Source organism: Streptomyces sp. NPDC004539 (assembly GCF_040610055.1).
GTDB lineage: Bacteria > Actinomycetota > Actinomycetes > Streptomycetales > Streptomycetaceae > Streptomyces.
Genome location: NZ_JBEXLS010000003.1, coordinates 301245 through 318391 on the forward strand (window position 1 = coordinate 301245; position 17147 = coordinate 318391).

General features: G+C 71.9%; 15 protein-coding genes. All 15 read left to right on the forward strand.

The annotated features are described in order from the left end of the window. Positions 1-125: 125 nt before the first annotated feature. Complete coding sequence (locus ABZX85_RS07895; RefSeq protein ID WP_355863573.1) at positions 126-1928, forward strand: DUF5941 domain-containing protein; 1803 nt, start codon at positions 126-128, stop codon at positions 1926-1928. Then, on the forward strand, positions 1925-2662 hold the full coding sequence (locus ABZX85_RS07900) for a phosphocholine cytidylyltransferase family protein (protein WP_355863575.1): 738 nt from the start codon (positions 1925-1927) through the stop codon (positions 2660-2662). The genes ABZX85_RS07895 and ABZX85_RS07900 overlap by 4 nt, the downstream gene beginning before the upstream one ends. After that, the gene (locus tag ABZX85_RS07905; protein ID WP_355863577.1) at positions 2650-3711 is read left to right on the forward strand and encodes an iron-containing alcohol dehydrogenase family protein; all 1062 of its coding nucleotides are present in this window, start codon (positions 2650-2652) and stop codon (positions 3709-3711) included. Before ABZX85_RS07900 ends, ABZX85_RS07905 begins: the two co-directional genes overlap by 13 nt. Then, positions 3689-4468 carry a CDP-alcohol phosphatidyltransferase family protein gene (locus ABZX85_RS07910; protein ID WP_355863579.1) on the forward strand — a complete coding sequence of 260 codons (780 nt, stop codon included), beginning with the start codon at positions 3689-3691 and terminating at the stop codon, positions 4466-4468. Before ABZX85_RS07905 ends, ABZX85_RS07910 begins: the two co-directional genes overlap by 23 nt. A 32-nt stretch (positions 4469-4500) precedes the next feature. Further along, a complete protein-coding gene (locus ABZX85_RS07915; protein ID WP_355864161.1) occupies positions 4501-5346 on the forward strand; it encodes a glycosyltransferase in 846 nt (281 codons plus the stop codon). Between the two features lie 127 nt (positions 5347-5473). Continuing rightward, a complete protein-coding gene (locus tag ABZX85_RS07920; RefSeq protein WP_355863581.1) occupies positions 5474-6373 on the forward strand; it encodes an ABC transporter permease in 900 nt (299 codons plus the stop codon). Beyond that, positions 6366-7148, forward strand: a complete 783-nt coding sequence (locus tag ABZX85_RS07925; protein ID WP_355863583.1) for an ABC transporter ATP-binding protein — start codon at positions 6366-6368, stop codon at positions 7146-7148. Before ABZX85_RS07920 ends, ABZX85_RS07925 begins: the two co-directional genes overlap by 8 nt. A gap of 359 nt (positions 7149-7507) precedes the next feature. Next, positions 7508-8401 carry a squalene synthase HpnC gene (gene hpnC / locus ABZX85_RS07930; RefSeq protein ID WP_355863585.1) on the forward strand — a complete coding sequence of 298 codons (894 nt, stop codon included), beginning with the start codon at positions 7508-7510 and terminating at the stop codon, positions 8399-8401. Beyond that, positions 8398-9348, forward strand: a complete 951-nt coding sequence (gene hpnD, locus ABZX85_RS07935; RefSeq protein ID WP_355863587.1) for a presqualene diphosphate synthase HpnD — start codon at positions 8398-8400, stop codon at positions 9346-9348. The genes hpnC and hpnD overlap by 4 nt, the downstream gene beginning before the upstream one ends. A 130-nt stretch (positions 9349-9478) precedes the next feature. Further along, on the forward strand, positions 9479-10882 hold the full coding sequence (gene hpnE, locus ABZX85_RS07940) for a hydroxysqualene dehydroxylase HpnE (protein WP_355863589.1): 1404 nt from the start codon (positions 9479-9481) through the stop codon (positions 10880-10882). A 98-nt stretch (positions 10883-10980) separates the two neighbouring features. Further along, complete coding sequence (locus tag ABZX85_RS07945; RefSeq protein WP_355864163.1) at positions 10981-12045, forward strand: polyprenyl synthetase family protein; 1065 nt, start codon at positions 10981-10983, stop codon at positions 12043-12045. 123 nt (positions 12046-12168) lie between these two features. After that, positions 12169-14313: a squalene--hopene cyclase gene (shc, locus tag ABZX85_RS07950; protein ID WP_355863591.1), complete on the forward strand. Its 2145-nt coding sequence runs from the start codon at positions 12169-12171 to the stop codon at positions 14311-14313. Next, positions 14313-14954, forward strand: a complete 642-nt coding sequence (locus ABZX85_RS07955; protein WP_355863593.1) for a 1-hydroxy-2-methyl-2-butenyl 4-diphosphate reductase — start codon at positions 14313-14315, stop codon at positions 14952-14954. The genes shc and ABZX85_RS07955 overlap by 1 nt, the downstream gene beginning before the upstream one ends. Before the next feature lie 5 nt (positions 14955-14959). Beyond that, positions 14960-15982, forward strand: a complete 1023-nt coding sequence (gene hpnH / locus ABZX85_RS07960; protein ID WP_355863595.1) for an adenosyl-hopene transferase HpnH — start codon at positions 14960-14962, stop codon at positions 15980-15982. Continuing rightward, entirely contained in the window at positions 15979-17136 is a 1158-nt protein-coding gene (ispG, locus tag ABZX85_RS07965) for a flavodoxin-dependent (E)-4-hydroxy-3-methylbut-2-enyl-diphosphate synthase (protein ID WP_355863597.1), read from the forward strand. The genes hpnH and ispG overlap by 4 nt, the downstream gene beginning before the upstream one ends. The last annotated feature ends 11 nt before the right edge of the window (positions 17137-17147 follow it).

The following is a 17147-nucleotide window of genomic DNA, read 5'->3' on the forward strand; positions in this document are numbered from 1 at the left end:
AACGGGAGCCTTCCGGTATCCGATAGCCTCTGCCGTCATATCGCCCGCCCGGAGTCCGGTGCCGAGGCGCACACCATTTCGTCGTACACGGCCGGGACGCACCGGCTCTCAGGGAGTGAGTTCGGTTGCCGACCGCCATCCTCACGGGCTCTCCGGTCCCCGGATCGTCGATCGAGGCCGATCTGAGGTCACTGGGGTTCGAGGTGGGGACGGCACGGGACGCCACCGAGGCGGAGCGGTCGATCGCCGAGGCCCCCTGTGACGAACGCGTCGCACTGGTCGACGCCCGCTTCGTCGGCCACGTCCACGCGCTGCGCCTCGCGCTCACCGACCCCCGGTTCCCGCTGTCCGCCGCCCCCGGCGTCGTCGCCGCGCGCCCCGACGGCCGCGCCGCGCTGACCAGGGCGCTCGCCCGGGAGACCTCGGCGGGCGGCCGTACCGCCATAGCCGTCGAGGGCCTCGCCGACCGGGTCGCGGGGGCCCTCGACACGGAGGGCACGGCCGTGCACCGGCCCGCGCTCGGCAGCCTCGTCGCCGTCGTCCCGCGGGACCCGCAGGCTCGCAACGAGGCCCGGCAGGCCGTCACCGCCGTCGACGACGAGGCCGTCCGCCTCAGGTCCGCCGTGAAGTCGGGCGACGGGTTCTTCACCACGTTCTTCATCAGCCCCTACTCCCGCCACCTCGCCCGCTGGTGCGCGCGGCGCGGGCTGACCCCCAACCAGGTCACCACCGCCTCCCTGCTGACGGCCCTGATCGCGGCCGGCTGCGCGGCGACCGGCACGCGCGGGGGGTTCGTCGCGGCGGGCGTCCTGCTCATCGTGTCGTTCGTCCTGGACTGCACGGACGGCCAGCTCGCCCGCTACGCCCTCAAGTACTCGACGCTCGGCGCCTGGCTGGACGCGACCTTCGACCGGGCCAAGGAGTACGCGTACTACGCGGGCCTCGCCCTCGGAGCGGCGCGCGGCGGCGACGACGTGTGGCATCTCGCGCTGGCCGCGATGATCGTGCAGACCGTCCGCCACATGGTCGACTTCGCCTACCACGAGGCCGAGGACGACGTCGCCCCGCCCGCGACCGGCGCCGTCAAGAAGGTCGGCCTGTCGGTGTGGGTCCGCCGCATGATCATCCTGCCGATCGGCGAGCGCTGGGCGATGATCGCGGTCCTCACGGCCGTGGCCACCCCCCGGATCACCTTCTACGCCCTCCTCGTCGGCTGCGGCCTCGCCGCCCTCTACACGACCGCCGGCCGCGTCCTGCGCTCCCTGCGCCGCCGCACCCCGAACACGGACCGCTCCGCGAAGGCGCTGGCGGACATGGCGGACAACGGCGGCCTCGTCGCCGTCCTGTACCCCCTGGCCCGCCGCATCGGCGTACGCGACCACGGCACCGTCTCCCGGATCGGCTCGGCCGTCGGCGTCGTGGTGCCCCTGCTGTTCGCCGTCGGCCTCGCGGGATACGGCAGCAGCGTGCCGCTGATCTTCGCCGCGCTCTACGTCCTCGGCTCGGCGACCGTGACGGCCCTGCCCCTCACCGGCTCCCTCGACTGGCTCGTCGTCCCCCTCTTCCGCACCGCCGAATACACCACCGTCCTCCTCCTCGCGGCCCACGCGGACGTGAACGGAGCGCTTCCGGCGACTTTCGGGCTGGTGGCCGCCGTCGCCTACCATCACTACGACACGGTGTACCGCATCCGCGGTGGCGCCGGAGCGCCGCCGGCCTGGCTGGTGCGCGCCGTCGGGGGGCAGGAGGGACGGACGCTGCTCGTCTGCGTCCTCGCCGCCCTGCTCGCCGCAGAGGCATTCACGCTCGCGCTCACGGCCCTCGCCGTGGCCGTCGCCCTGCTGGTGCTCGTCGAGAGCATCCGCTTCTGGGTCACCGCGCACAAGGCCGGTGCCCCAGCCGTACACGACGAAGGAGAATCCGCATGATCGGCCTCGTGCTGGCGGCCGGCGCCGGCCGGAGACTGCGCCCCTACACCGACACCCTGCCCAAGGCGCTGGTGCCGGTCGACGGCGAGACGACCATCCTCGACCTGACCCTCGGCAACTTCGCCGAGATCGGCCTCACCGAGGTCGCGATCATCGTCGGGTACCGCAAGGAGGCCGTGTACGAGCGCCAGGCGGCCCTGGAGGCCAAGTACGGCCTCAAGCTGACCCTCATCGACAACGACAAGGCCGAGGAGTGGAACAACGCCTACTCCCTGTGGTGCGGCCGTGACGCCCTCAAGGACGGCGTGATCCTCGCCAACGGCGACACCGTCCACCCGGTCTCCGTCGAGCGGACGCTCCTCGCCGCGCGCGGCGACGGCAAGCGGATCATCCTCGCGCTGGACACCGTCAAGTCCCTGGCGGACGAGGAGATGAAGGTCGTCTCCGACCCCGAGAAGGGCGTCAGCAAGATCACGAAGCTGATGGACCCGGCCGAGGCGACCGGCGAGTACATCGGCGTGACCCTCATCGAGGGCGCCGCCACCGACGACCTCGCCGACGCGCTCAAGACCGTCTGGGAGACCGACCCCCAGCAGTTCTACGAGCACGGCTACCAGGAGCTGGTCAACCGCGGCTTCCAGATCGACGTGGCGCCCATCGGCGACGTCAAGTGGGTCGAGATCGACAACCACGACGACCTGGCCAAGGGGCGGGAGATCGCATGCCTGTACTGACCCGGCTGATCCCGTCGCCGGTCGTCGTGGACATCCGCCCGGGTGCCCTCGACGACCTGGCGTCGGTGCTCGCCGACGAGCGCATCTCGCACTCGGGGAAGCTGGCGGTCGCCGTCAGCGCCGGGTCCGGCGCGCTCCTGCGGGAACGCCTCGCGCCCGTCCTGCCCGGCGCGAGCTGGTACGAGGTGTGCGGCGGCACCCTCGACGACGCGATCCGGCTGGCCGGCGACATAAAGGCCGGCCACTACGACGCCGTCGTCGGCCTCGGCGGCGGCAAGATCATCGACTGCGCCAAGTTCGCCTCGGCGCGCGTCGGCCTGCCCCTGGTCGCCGTGCCGACGAACCTCGCGCACGACGGCCTGTGCTCGCCGGTCGCGACCCTCGACAACGACGCGGGGCGCGGCTCCTACGGCGTACCGAACCCGATAGCGGTCGTCATCGACCTGGACGTGATCCGTGAGGCGCCCGTCCGGTTCGTGCGGTCCGGGATCGGCGACGCCATCTCCAACATCTCGGCCATCGCGGACTGGGAACTCGCCCACCGCGAGAAGAACGAGAAGATCGACGGTCTCGCCGCGGCCATGGCCCGGCAGGCCGGCGAGGCGGTCCTCCGCCACCCGGGCGGCATCGGCGACGACGGCTTTCTTCAGGTGCTGGCCGAGTCGCTGGTGCTGACCGGGATCGCGATGTCGGTGTCCGGGGACTCCCGGCCCGCGTCCGGCGCCTGCCACGAGATCAACCACGCGTTCGACCTGCTGTTCCCCAAGCGTGCCGCGGCCCACGGCGAGCAGTGCGGACTCGGTGCCGCGTTCGCCATGTACCTGCGGGGCGCGCACGAGGAGTCCGCGTTCATGGCGGAGGTGCTGCGCCGCCACGGGCTGCCGGTGCTGCCGGAGGAGATCGGCTTCAGCGTGGGCGAGTTCGTCCAGGCCGTCGAGTACGCCCCGCAGACCCGCCCCGGCCGCTACACGATCCTCGAACACCTCGCCCTCACGACCGACCAGATCAAGGACGTCTACGCCGACTATGTCAAGGCCATCGGTAGCTGAACTCCGGCCGGTCGTCCACCCCGCCGGGGTCAAGGACCGCCGCAGCGGCGAGCACTGGATGGGCCGCCTCTACATGCGTGAGGTGTCCCTCAGGGTCGACCGCTACCTGGTCAACACCCGCGTCACACCGAACCAGTTGACGTACCTGATGACGGTGTGCGGCGTCCTGGCCGCCCCCGCGCTGCTGGTCCCCGGCATCTGGGGCGCGGTCCTCGGCGTCGTCGCGGTGCAGCTCTACCTGCTGCTGGACTGCGTGGACGGCGAGATCGCGCGCTGGCGCAAGCAGTACTCGCTGGCCGGGGTCTACCTGGACCGCGTCGGCGCCTACCTGACCGACGCGGCCGTCCTCGTCGGGCTCGGCCTGCGCGCCGCCGACGTGTTCGGCACCGGCCGCATCGACTGGCTGTGGGCGTTCCTCGGGACGCTCGCCGCGCTCGGCGCGATCCTGATCAAGGCGGAGACGGACCTCGTCGGGGTCGCCCGGCACCAGAACGGGATGGCGCCCGTCAAGGAGTCGGCGTCCGAGCCGCGCTCCTCGGGGATGGCGCTGGCCCGCAAGGCCGCCGCCGCGCTCAAGTTCCACCGGCTGATCCTCGGCATCGAGGCGTCCCTGCTGATCCTGGTCCTCGCGATCGCCGACCACTACCACGGCGACCTCTTCTGGACCCGCCTCGGCACCGCCGTCCTGGCCGGGATCGCGCTGCTCCAGACCCTCCTGCACCTGGTGTCGGTACTGGTCTCCAGCAGGCTCAAGTGACCGCGCTGAAAGTCGGCGCGGTCGTCATCACGATGGGCAACCGCCCCGAGGAACTGCGGGCGCTGCTCGACTCGGTCGCCAAGCAGGACGGCGACCCGGTCGAGGTGGTCGTGGTCGGCAACGGCTCGCCCGTCCCGGACGTCCCGGGCGGCGTGCGCACGGTCGAGCTGCCGGAGAACCTCGGCATCCCGGGCGGGCGCAACGCCGGCATCGAGGCGTTCGGTCCGAGCGGCCGGGACGTCGACATACTGATGTTCCTCGACGACGACGGCCTGCTCCCCGAGCACGACACCGCCGAGCTGTGCCGGGGGGCGTTCACCGACGACGCCCGCCTCGGCATCGTCAGCTTCCGCATCGCCGACCCGGGGACGGGGGTCACCCAGCGCCGGCACGTGCCGCGGCTGCGGGCCTCCGACCCGATGCGCTCCTCGCGGGTCACCACCTTCCTCGGCGGCGCCAACGCCGTCCGCACCCAGGTCTTCGCCGAGGTCGGGGGGTTGCCGGACGCGTTCTTCTACGCCCATGAGGAGACCGACCTCGCGTGGCGGGCGCTGGACGCGGGGTGGGCGATCGACTACCGGTCGGACATGGTGCTGCACCATCCGACGACGGCCCCCTCGCGGCACGCGGTCTACCACCGGATGGTGGCCCGCAACCGGGTCTGGCTGGCCCGCCGCAACCTGCCCGCCGTGCTCGTCCCGGTCTATCTCGGGGTGTGGCTGGCGCTGACCCTGCTCCGCCGGCCCTCCATACCCGCGCTCAGGGCGTGGTTCGGCGGGTTCCGGGAGGGCTGGACCACCGACTGCGGCCCGCGCAGGCCGATGCGGTGGCGTACGGTGTGGCGGCTGACCCGACTGGGCCGCCCGCCGATCATCTGAAAAGCTCGTCCCCGAGGTCACCCCGGGCCGGCTTCCCGGCCCCCGGTTCGTGCCAGGCCCGCCCAGGCCGCGCATCCCGAGACGAAAGTTTCCGCTTGTGAGTGAGAGAACCCCCGAAGGCGGCGTCATGACGAGTGAGCCCCCGTCACCGGACGACGGGCTCACGGCCGCCCAGCTCGCCGAGAAGTACGGTCTCGCCGTCAGCGGTGCCCGGCCGTCCCTGCGCGCGTACGTCCGCCAGTTGTGGGGCCGGCGCCACTTCATCCTGGCCTTCTCCTCGGCGAAGCTGTCCGCGCAGTACAGCCAGGCGAAGCTCGGCCAGCTCTGGCAGGTGGCCACCCCGCTGCTGAACGCGGTCGTGTACTTCCTGATCTTCGGGCTCATCCTGAACGCCGGGAAGGGCATGCCGAAGGACGTCTACATCCCGTTCCTCGTCACGGGCATCTTCGTCTTCACGTTCACGCAGAGCTCGGTCATGTCGGGTGTGCGCGCGATCTCCGGGAACCTGGGCCTGGTGCGCGCCCTGCACTTCCCGCGGGCCTCCCTGCCGATCTCCTTCGCGCTCCAGCAGCTCCAGCAGCTGCTGTGGTCGATGCTGGTGCTGTTCCTGGTCGTGATGGCGTTCGGCAGCTACCCCGACCTGTCCTGGGCGCTGATCGTGCCGGTGCTGGCCCTCCAGTTCCTCTTCAACACCGGTCTCGCGCTGGTCTTCGCGCGCGCGGGCGCCAAGACCCCCGACCTCGCGCAGCTGATGCCGTTCGTGCTGCGGACGTGGATGTACGCGTCCGGCGTGATGTTCTCCATCCCCGTCTACCTCGCCGAGCGTCCGGGCTGGGTGGCCACCGTCCTCCAGTGGAACCCGACGGCCGTCTACATGGACCTGATGCGTTTCGCCCTCATCGAGGACTACGGCTCGTCCAACCTCCCCGACCACGTCTGGATGGTCGCGGGCGGCTGGGCCGTCCTGTTCGCCGTCGGCGGGTTCGTGTACTTCTGGCAGGCGGAGGAGAGGTACGGCCGTGGCTGAGCAGGGTACGAAGGTCCCCACCGTCATCGCGCAGGACGTGCACATCGTCTACCGCGTCAACGGGGCCAAGGGCGGCAAGGGCAGCGCGACGGCCGCGCTGAGCCGGATCGTCAAGCGGAGGAAGAGCGGCGAGGAGCGCGGCGTCCGCAAGGTCCACGCCGTGCGGGGGGTGTCGTTCACCGCGTACCGGGGTGAGGCGATCGGGCTGATCGGCACCAACGGCTCGGGCAAGTCGACGCTGCTGCGGGCGATCGCGGGGCTGCTGCCGCCGGAGAGCGGCAAGGTCTACACCGACGGCCAGCCGTCGCTGCTCGGCGTGAACGCGGCCCTGATGAACGACCTCACCGGCGAGCGCAACGTCGTCCTGGGCGGGCTGGCCATGGGCATGTCCCGGGAGCAGATCAAGGAGCGCTACCAGGAGATCGTCGACTTCTCGGGGATCAACGAGAAGGGCGACTTCATCTCGCTGCCGATGCGCACGTATTCCTCGGGGATGGCGGCGCGGCTCAGGTTCTCCATCGCCGCCGCCAAGGACCACGACGTCCTGATGATCGACGAGGCCCTCGCGACCGGTGACCGCAAGTTCCAGGTCCGCTCCGAGGAACGCATCCGGGAGCTGCGCAAGCACGCGGGCACGGTGTTCCTCGTCAGCCACAGCAACAAGTCGATCCGGGACACCTGCGACCGGGTGCTCTGGCTGGAGCGCGGCGAGCTGCGGATGGACGGGCCGACCGACGCGGTGATCAAGGAGTACGAGAAGTTCACCGGCAAATAGCCGGTACGACAGCGGGCCCCGCCGGAACCTTCCGGCGGGGCCCCGTCGTCTGCAAAAGAAACGTCAACTCCGCGGTGGCGCAGGAATCTTGACGGCAATCGGTGTGTTGTTGTGATCTGCGGGAGACCCCGACGAACCGCGGTCCGCTGTACAACGTAAGCTGTAGCGGTCTCGAATCGCGGCAAGTGGGGCGATAACGTGCGCGGACGACTTCAGTGGGTACACCGCCGCGCGGGGGTCCGGGCGGCGTGTCCGAAATAGTGTGTATTGGGTCGGCAGTGTAGAACGGGAGATGTGACGGCAATGGCTACGGATACTCCCAGGACCGACGCACAGCGTGGCGTCTTGGGCGGCGGCCGATGACGGACACCGCGCTCGCGCACACCACCCGCGCCACCCTCGACAAGGCGGCCGACGAGAACTTCCCCGTCGCCCCCTTCTTCCTCCCCCGCGCCTGGCGCGACGACCTCATGGCGATCTACGGCTTCGCCCGCCTCGTCGACGACATCGGTGACGGCGACCTCGCCCCCGGCGGCGCCGACGCCCGCCTCCTCGGCGTCCCCGAGACCGCCGCCGACGACCGCGTGGCCATGCTCGACGCCTTCGAGACCGACCTGCGCCGCGTCTTCGACGCCACCCCGCACCACCCCCTCCTGCTGGCCCTCCAGCCCGTGGTCCGCCGCCGCGCCCTCACCCCCGAGCCCTTCCTCGGCCTGATCGCCGCCAACCGCCAGGACCAGCTGGTCACCCGCTACGAGACGTACGACGACCTCCTCGCCTACTGCGAGCTGTCCGCCAACCCGGTGGGCCGCCTGGTCCTCGCCGTCACCGGCACCGAGACCCCCGAGCGCGTCCGCCGCTCCGACGCGATCTGCACCGCCCTCCAGATCGTCGAACACCTCCAGGACGTGGCCGAGGACCTCGGCCGTGACCGTGTCTACCTGCCCGCCGAGGACATGAGGCGTTTCCACGTCACCGAGGCGGACCTCGCGGCGGAGCACGCCGGCGCGTCGCTGCGCGCGCTGGTCGCGTTCGAGGCGGAACGCGCCCGCCGACTCCTGAATGAAGGCGCCCCCCTTGTGGGTAGCGTCACCGGCAGGCTCAGGCTGCTGCTCGCCGGCTTCGTGGCGGGGGGACGAGCGGCACTCCACGCGATCTCCGCCGTGCGGTACGACGTACTTCCCGGCCCGCCCAAGCCCGGCACGCTCCGGCTGCTGCGCGAAGCGGGCACGACCCTGCGAGGAGAGGGGTGATCCGGTCCGTGGAGCCGTCACCGAACGTGTCCGCGCCGGTACTCGCCGCCTACGGCTACTGCGAGGCCGTCACCGGCACACAGGCCCGCAACTTCGCTTACGGCATCCGGCTGCTGCCCATGTCCAAGAGACGCGCGATGTCCGCGCTGTACGCGTTCTCGCGCCGCGTCGACGACATCGGCGACGGCGACCTCGAACCCGAGGTGAAACGCGCGCGCCTCGCGGACACCCGCGCGCTGCTCGCCCGGGTCCAGGCCGGCGACGTCGCCGAGGACGACACCGACCCCGTCGCCGTCGCCCTCGCCCACACCGCCCAGGTCTACCCGGTCCCGCTCGGCGGCCTCGACGAACTGATCGACGGCGTCGAGATGGACCTGCGCGGCGAGACCTACGAGACCTGGGACGACCTCAAGACGTACTGCAAGTGCGTCGCCGGTGCCATCGGCCGGCTCTCCCTCGGCGTCTTCGGCACCCGCCCCGGCGCGCGCGGCGCCGAGCGCGCCCCCGAGTACGCCGACACCCTCGGCCTCGCCCTCCAGCTCACCAACATCCTGCGCGACGTCCGCGAGGACGCCGAGGACGGCCGGACCTATCTGCCCGCCGACGACCTGGCCAAGTTCGGCTGCTCGGCCGGGTTCGCCGCCCCGCGGCCCCCGGCGGGCTCCGACTTCGCGGGCCTCGTCCACTTCGAGGTGCGCCGGGCCCGCGCCCTGTTCGCCGAGGGGTACCGGCTGCTGCCGATGCTGGACCGGCGCAGCGGGGCCTGCGTCGCCGCGATGGCCGGGATCTACCGGCGCCTGCTCGACCGCATCGAACGCGACCCCGAGGCCGTCCTGCGCGGCCGGGTCTCCCTGCCCGGCCACGAGAAGGCGTACGTCGCCGCGCGCGGCCTGTCCGGGCTCGACGCCCGGCACGTCTCCCGGCAGACCGTCAGGAGGCCCTCTTGACGGACTCTTGGGCCCCGCTTGTCACCCCCGTCCCCCGGGCAACCCCGCGCCCCGGCGCGGCGTCCCTGTGTGCGACGGCCCTCGGTGCACAGTTCATCCACCACCGCGGGCAGACCGGAAAGGGCGCACGATGAGGGACGAGAGCACCGGCCGCCGTGCCGTGGTCGTCGGGGGTGGCCTCGCCGGGGTCACCGCCGCTCTCGGGCTCGCGGACGCCGGTGTGCGGGTCACCCTCCTCGAAGGCCGGCCCCGGCTCGGCGGCCTCGCCTTCTCCTTCCGCCGCGGCGAACTCGACGTCGACAACGGCCAGCACGTCTACCTCCGCTGCTGCACGGCCTACCGCTGGTTCCTCGACCGCGTCGGCGCCGCCGAACTGGCCCCGCTCCAGCCCCGGCTGGACGTCCCGGTCGTCGACGTCGCGAAGCCCGAGGGCCGGCGCCTCGGCAGACTCCGGCGCGACGCCCTGCCGGTCCCGCTGCATCTCGGGCGCAGCCTCGCGACGTACCCGCATCTCTCGCTCGCCGAGCGCGCCAGCGTGGGCCGCGCCGCGCTCGCGCTGAAGGGGCTCGACCTCACCGATCCCGCCCTGGACGCCCAGGACTTCGGCGGCTGGCTGGCCGCGCACGGCCAGTCGGCGCGGACCGTCGAGGCCCTGTGGGACCTGGTCGGGGTCGCCACCCTCAACGCCGTCGCGGGCGACGCCTCGCTGGCGCTCGCCGCGATGGTGTTCAAGACCGGTCTGCTGTCCGACCCGGGCGCGGCCGACATCGGCTGGGCGCATGTGCCGCTCGGTGAACTGCACGACCGGCTGGCCCGCAAGGCGCTCGACTCCGCGGGCGTGAGCATCGAGGTCCGAACACGCGTCACCTCCGTCTCCCGCCAGGACAACGGCCGTTGGACCGTGGAAGTTCCCGGCCGCACCCTGGAGGCCGACGCCGTCGTCCTCGCCGTCCCCCAGCGCGAGGCGTACGACCTCCTCCCGCCCGGCGCGCTCGACGCCCCGGAGCGGCTCCTGGAGATCGGCACCGCCCCCATCCTGAACGTGCACGTGATCTACGACCGCCCGGTCATGAACGTCCCCTTCCTGGCAGCCCTCGGCACCCCCGTGCAGTGGGTCTTCGACCGCACCGCCTCCTCCGGCCTCGCGGCGAAGGGCGACGGCGCGCAGTACCTCGCCCTGTCCCAGTCCGCCGCGCGCGACGACATCGACGCGCCCGTGGCCGACCTGCGCGAGCGCTACCTGCCCGAGCTGGAGAAGCTCCTGCCGAGGACGCGCGGCGCCGCCGTCCGCGACTTCTTCGTCACCCGCGAGAAGACCGCGACCTTCGCCCCCGCCCCCGGCGTCGGGCGGCTGCGCCCCGGCGCCGTCACGAAAGCCCCCGGCCTGTACCTGGCCGGTGCGTGGACCGCCACCGGGTGGCCCGCGACCATGGAGAGCGCGGTCCGCAGCGGTACGAACGCGGTGGACGCCGCGCTCGGCGCGCTCGGCCGCCCACGCCCCTCCCGGCTCTTCGCATCAGAGGAGGCCGCCTGATGCTCCATCAGCACAGCACGGCAGGTTCCCGCACCTCCGGTACCGCGACCACCCAGCACGCCGCGAACACCGCGACAAGAGGAGAAACTGTGCCCACTGTGCCCCCGGCCTCGCCGGCCGCTCGAAGGACCGCGGTGGACGTCGCCGCGCTCCTGGAGCGCGGTCGCACCCTGGCCACCCCGGTGCTGAGGGCCGCCGCGGGCCGGCTCGCGCCCCCCATGGACACGGTCGCCGCCTATCACTTCGGCTGGATCGACGCCCAGGGCAACCCCACCGAGGGCGACGGCGGCAAGGCCGTGCGTCCCGCGCTCGCCGTGCTCTCCGCCGAGGTCACCGGCGCCGACCCGGCGGTCGGCGTGCCCGGCGCGGTCGCCGTGGAACTCGTCCACAACTTCTCCCTCCTGCACGACGACCTGATGGACGGCGACGAGCAGCGCCGCCACCGCGACACCGTCTGGAAGGTGCACGGCCCCGCGCAGGCGATCCTCGTCGGCGACGCCCTCTTCGCGCTCGCCTACGAGGTCCTCCTGGAGTCCGGCACCGCCGGCGCCGGCCGCGCCGCCCGCCGGCTCACCGCCGCGACCCGCGCCCTCATCGACGGCCAGGCCCAGGACATCTCCTACGAGCACCGCGACCGCGTCAGCGTCGAGGAGTGCCTGGAGATGGAGGGCAACAAGACCGGCGCCCTGCTCGCCTGCGCCTCCTCCGTCGGCGCCGTCCTCGGCGGGGCGGACGAGAAGGACGCCGACACCCTGGAGAAGTACGGCTACCACCTGGGCCTCGCCTTCCAGGCCGTCGACGACCTCCTCGGCATCTGGGGCGACCCCGTCTCCACCGGCAAGCAGACCTGGTCCGACCTGCGCCAGCGCAAGAAGTCCCTGCCCGTGGTGGCCGCCCTCGCGGCCGGCGGCAGCGCCTCCGAGCGGCTCGGCGAACTGCTCGCCGCCGACGCGAAGAGCACCGACTTCGCGAACTTCTCCGAGGAGGAGTTCGCGGCCCGCGCCGCCCTCATCGAGGAGGCGGGCGGCCGGGAGTGGACCGCGGCGGAGGCCCGCCGCCAGCACACCATCGCCATCGAGGCCCTCGGCGACGTGGACATGCCCGAGCAGGTGCGGGAGAGGTTCACGGCGCTCGCGGACTTCGTCGTCGTACGAAAGAGATGATCACTATCGGTCGAATAGCCCTCGCGTAGTCGCCGGCCGGTGCCGCGAGGAGAGCGGACAGCACCGGCCGACGGCGGACCCACAGCAGCACGACTTCGCACGACTGCACTGATAGGGGAAGCCATGACAGCGACGACCGACGGAAGCACCGGGGCCCTGCCGCCCCGCGCTGCCTCGGCCAGCGACACCGACATCACGACCCTCGCGGCGGCCGGGGTACAAGAAGCCGCCGAGCGTGCCATGCGCCGCGCCACCGACCACCTGCTCGCCCACCAGGACGCGCAGGGCTGGTGGAAGGGCGACCTGGAGACCAACGTCACCATGGACGCCGAGGATCTGCTGCTCCGTCAGTTCCTCGGCATCCGCGACGAGCGGACCACCCAGGCGTCCGCCCTGTTCGTCCGGGGCGAGCAGCGCGAGGACGGCACCTGGGCCACGTTCTACGGCGGCCCCCCCGACCTCTCCGCGACCATCGAGGCGTACGTCGCCCTCCGGCTCGCCGGGGACGACCCCGACGCCCCGCACATGCGGCGGGCCGCCGAGTGGGTCCGGGCCCGCGGCGGGATCGCCTCCGCCCGGGTCTTCACCCGGATCTGGCTGGCCCTGTTCGGCTGGTGGAAGTGGGAGGACCTGCCCGAACTCCCGCCGGAACTCATCTACTTCCCGCGCTGGTTCCCGCTGTCGATCTACAACTTCGGCTGCTGGGCCCGGCAGACGATCGTCCCGCTCACGGTCGTCTCCGCGAAGCGCCCGGTGCGCCCGGCGCCCTTCCCGCTGGACGAGCTGCACACCGACCCGGCGCGGCCCAACCCGCCCAAGCCGCTCGCCCCGCTGGTCAGTTGGGACGGCCTCTTCCAGCGGCTCGACAAGGTCGTCCGGGGCTACCGGCCGTTCGCGGTGCGCAGGCTGCGCAAGGCCGCGCTGAACTCCGCGGCGCGCTGGATCGTCGAGCGGCAGGAGAACGACGGCTGCTGGGGCGGCATCCAGCCGCCGGCCGTGTACTCGGTGATCGCCCTGTACCTCCTCGGCTACGACCTCGAACACCCCGTCATGCGCGCGGGACTCGAATCGCTGGATCGTTACGCCGTGTGGCGCGAGGACGGCGCCCGGATGATCGAGGCGTGCCAGTCGCCCGTGTGGGACACCTGCCTGGCGACGATCGCCCTCGCCGACGCCGGAGTCCCCGCCGATCACCCGCAGTTGGTGAAGGCCGCCGACTGGATGCTCGGCGAGCAGATCGTCCGGCCCGGCGACTGGTCCGTGTCGCGGCCCCAACTCCCGCCGGGCGGCTGGGCGTTCGAGTTCCACAACGACAACTACCCCGACATCGACGACACCGCCGAGGTGGTGCTCGCGCTGCGCCGGGTGCGCCATCACGACCCGGAGCGGGTGGAGAAGGCGATCGCGCGGGGGGTGCGCTGGAACCTCGGGATGCAGTCGAGGAACGGCGCGTGGGGCGCGTTCGACGTCGACAACACGAGCCCGTTCCCCAACCGGATGCCGTTCTGCGACTTCGGGGAGGTCATCGACCCGCCGTCCGCCGACGTCACGGCGCACGTCGTGGAGATGCTCGCCGTCGAGGGGCTCTCCCACGACCCGCGCACCCGGCGGGGCATCGCCTGGCTGCTGGCCGAACAGGAGCCGGACGGCTCGTGGTTCGGGCGCTGGGGCGTCAACTACGTGTACGGCACCGGGTCGGTCGTCCCCGCCCTCGTGGCCGCCGGACTGCCCGCCCAGCACCCCGCGATCCGGCGGGCCGTGTCCTGGCTGGAGCACGTCCAGAACGAGGACGGCGGCTGGGGCGAGGACCTGCGCTCCTACCAGGAGTCCACGAAGTGGGCCGGCAGCGGCGCCTCCACCGCCTCCCAGACCGGCTGGGCCCTCATGGCGCTGCTGGCGGCGGGCGAGCGCGGCTCCCCGGCCGTCGCCCGCGGCATCGCCTGGCTCGCCGAGACCCAGCGCGAGGACGGCACCTGGGACGAGCCCTACTTCACCGGCACGGGCTTCCCCTGGGACTTCTCCATCAACTACCACCTGTACCGCCAGGTGTTCCCGCTGACCGCGCTGGGCCGCTACGTCAACGGGGAGCCGGTGTTCGCGAGGACGCCGGACACGGTGAAGGAGGTCAAGGGAAGGGGGGCCGGTTCAGGCGGCCGGCCTTCCGGGGCCGCCGGGGTCGGTGCGCTGTCGGGCGCGGCGGTCCCCGCCGACAGCGCCGCCGCGCGGACCGCCCCTTCCGCCGGTTCCCCCGAAGCCCGGGCGAGCTGATGGGAGCCCCGGCCGGCCCGGCGCCGCTGCTGATCGCCTGCGCGCTCGGCATCGAGCACGTCGCCCTGCGCCTGGGCGACCGGGCCGGGGCCGCCGGGCCCGTGACCGTCCTGCGCACCGGGATGGGCCCGCGGGCCGCGGAGCGGTCGGTCGGACGGGTGCTGAGGGACCCGGTGCTCGAAGGGGCCGCGGTGCTCGCCACCGGGTTCTGCGCCGGGCTCGCCCCCGGGATGCACCCCGGTGACCTGGTGGTCGCCGAGGAGACCCGGGACCCGCGCGGGAGCGTCCCGTGCGTCGACACCGAACTGCTCGTCAAGGAACTCGCCCGCACCCTCCCCGGGTGCACCGTCCACACCGGGCCCCTCGTGGGGTCCGACCACGTCGTCCGGGGTCCGGAGCGCTCGGCGCTCAGGGCGACCGGCGCGATTGCCGTCGACATGGAGTCGGCCGCGACGCTCCTGAGCGCCGTGCGCGCGGGGACCCGCCCTGTTGCGGCCGTCCGGGTGGTCGTGGACGCTCCAGAACATGAACTCGTCCGGATCGGCACGCTGCGCGGTGGAATATCGGCTTTCCGCGTCCTTCGTTCCGTCCTGCCTTCTTTCTTCGAATGGCACCGTAATGTGCTGCTCCCTCGGAGGTGAGCCAGATGGCCATGCCGCTGCGTCAGTCCATCAAAGTCGCCACATACCTGGTCGAACAGAAGCTCCGCAAGCGGGACAAGTTCCCGCTGATCGTGGAGCTGGAACCCCTGTTCGCCTGCAACCTGAAGTGCGAGGGCTGCGGAAAGATCCAGCATCCGGCCGGTGTCCTCAAGCAGCGCATGCCCGTCGCCCAGGCGGTCGGCGCGGTCCTGGAGTCCGGCGCCCCGATGGTGTCCATCGCGGGCGGCGAGCCCCTGATGCACCCTCAGATCGACGAGATCGTGCGCCAGTTGGTGGCCCGCAGGAAGTACGTCTTCCTCTGCACCAACGCGCTGCTGCTGCGCAAGAAGATCGAGAAGTTCACGCCGTCGCCGTACTTCGCGTTCACCGTCCACATCGACGGGCTGCGTGAGCGGCACGACGAGTCGGTGGCGAAGGAGGGCGTCTTCGACGAGGCCGTCGAGGCGATCAAGGAGGCCAAGCGGCGCGGTTTCCGCGTCACCACCAACTCGACGTTCTTCAACACCGACACCCCGCAGACCATCATCGAGGTCCTCAACTACCTCAACGACGACCTCAAGGTCGACGAGATGATGATCTCGCCCGCCTACGCCTACGAGAAGGCCCCCGACCAGGAGCACTTCCTCGGCGTCGAGCAGACGCACGAGCTGTTCCGCAAGGCGTTCTCCGGCGGCAGCCGGCGCCGCTGGCGGCTCAACCACTCCCCGCTCTTCCTGGACTTCCTGGAGGGCAAGGTCGACTTCCCGTGCACGGCGTGGGCGATCCCCAACTACTCCCTGTTCGGCTGGCAGCGCCCCTGCTACCTGATGGCCGACGGCTACGTCCCGACGTACCGCGAGCTCATCGAGAAGACCGACTGGGACAAGTACGGCCGGGGCAAGGACCCCCGCTGCGACAACTGCATGGCCCACTGCGGCTACGAACCCACCGCCGTCCTCGCCACCATGGGCTCGCTCAAGGAGTCGCTGCGGGCCATGCGCGAGACCGTCGCCGGGAACCGCGAGTGACCACCGTCCCCCTGGGCGTCCCCGAGGTACCGGCCCGTCCGATCGCCGCGCGACGCGTCTCGCGGCGGATCGACGTCGGGCCGGTACCGGTCGGGGGCGGGGCCCCGGTGTCGGTGCAGTCGATGACGACGACGCGTACGTCGGACATCGGCGCGACCCTCCAGCAGATCGCCGAACTCACCGCGTCCGGCTGCCAGATCGTCCGCGTCGCCTGTCCCACCCAGGACGACGCGGACGCCCTCGCGACCATCGCGCGGAAGTCACAGATCCCGGTGATCGCGGACATCCACTTCCAGCCGAAGTACGTGTTCGCCGCGATCGAGGCCGGGTGCGCGGCCGTGCGCGTCAACCCGGGCAACATCAAGCAGTTCGACGACAAGGTCCGCGAGATCGCGCGGGCCGCCCGGGACCACGGCACGCCGATCCGGATCGGCGTCAACGCCGGGTCCCTGGACCGCCGGCTGCTCCAGAAGTACGGGAAGGCGACGCCGGAGGCGCTGGTCGAGTCGGCGTTGTGGGAGGCGTCGCTGTTCGAGGAGCACGGCTTCCGGGACATCAAGATCTCCGTGAAGCACAACGACCCCGTCGTCATGGTCGAGGCGTACCGGCAGCTCGCCGAACAGTGCGACTACCCCTTGCACCTGGGGGTGACGGAGGCGGGCCCGGCGTTCCAGGGCACCATCAAGTCGGCCGTCGCGTTCGGGGCGTTGCTCGCGCAGGGCATCGGGGACACGATCCGGGTCTCGCTGTCCGCGCCGCCCGCCGAGGAGGTCAAGGTCGGCATCCAGATCCTGGAGTCGCTGAACCTCAGGCAGCGGCGGCTGGAGATCGTCTCCTGCCCGTCCTGCGGGCGGGCCCAGGTCGACGTCTACAAGCTCGCCGACGAGGTCACGGCGGGCCTCGACGGCATGGAGGTGCCGCTGCGGGTCGCCGTCATGGGGTGCGTGGTGAACGGGCCCGGCGAGGCGCGCGAGGCCGACCTCGGGGTCGCCTCCGGCAACGGCAAGGGGCAGATCTTCGTCAAGGGCGAGGTCATCAAGACCGTCCCCGAGTCGAAGATCGTCGAGACCCTGATCGAGGAGGCGATGAAGATCGCCGCGCAGCTGGAGAAGGACGGCGTCGAGGCAGGGGAGCCCGCCGTCACCGTGAGTTGAACCGCAGGAAC

What these genes read in the sequence shown, in the direction of transcription:
- ABZX85_RS07900 (WP_355863575.1), top strand. Translation starts at nt 1,925, where the DNA reads ATGATCGGCCTCGTGCTGGCGGCCGGCGCCGGCCGGAGACTGCGCCCC.
- ABZX85_RS07905 (WP_355863577.1), top strand. Translation starts at nt 2,650, where the DNA reads ATGCCTGTACTGACCCGGCTGATCCCGTCGCCGGTCGTCGTGGACATC.
- ABZX85_RS07910 (WP_355863579.1), top strand. Translation starts at nt 3,689, where the DNA reads ATGTCAAGGCCATCGGTAGCTGAACTCCGGCCGGTCGTCCACCCCGCC.
- ABZX85_RS07915 (WP_355864161.1), top strand. Translation starts at nt 4,501, where the DNA reads ATGGGCAACCGCCCCGAGGAACTGCGGGCGCTGCTCGACTCGGTCGCC.
- ABZX85_RS07920 (WP_355863581.1), top strand. Translation starts at nt 5,474, where the DNA reads ATGACGAGTGAGCCCCCGTCACCGGACGACGGGCTCACGGCCGCCCAG.
- hpnC (WP_355863585.1), top strand. Translation starts at nt 7,508, where the DNA reads ATGACGGACACCGCGCTCGCGCACACCACCCGCGCCACCCTCGACAAG.
- hpnE (WP_355863589.1), top strand. Translation starts at nt 9,479, where the DNA reads ATGAGGGACGAGAGCACCGGCCGCCGTGCCGTGGTCGTCGGGGGTGGC.
- shc (WP_355863591.1), top strand. Translation starts at nt 12,169, where the DNA reads ATGACAGCGACGACCGACGGAAGCACCGGGGCCCTGCCGCCCCGCGCT.
- ABZX85_RS07955 (WP_355863593.1), top strand. Translation starts at nt 14,313, where the DNA reads ATGGGAGCCCCGGCCGGCCCGGCGCCGCTGCTGATCGCCTGCGCGCTC.
- hpnH (WP_355863595.1), top strand. Translation starts at nt 14,960, where the DNA reads ATGGCCATGCCGCTGCGTCAGTCCATCAAAGTCGCCACATACCTGGTC.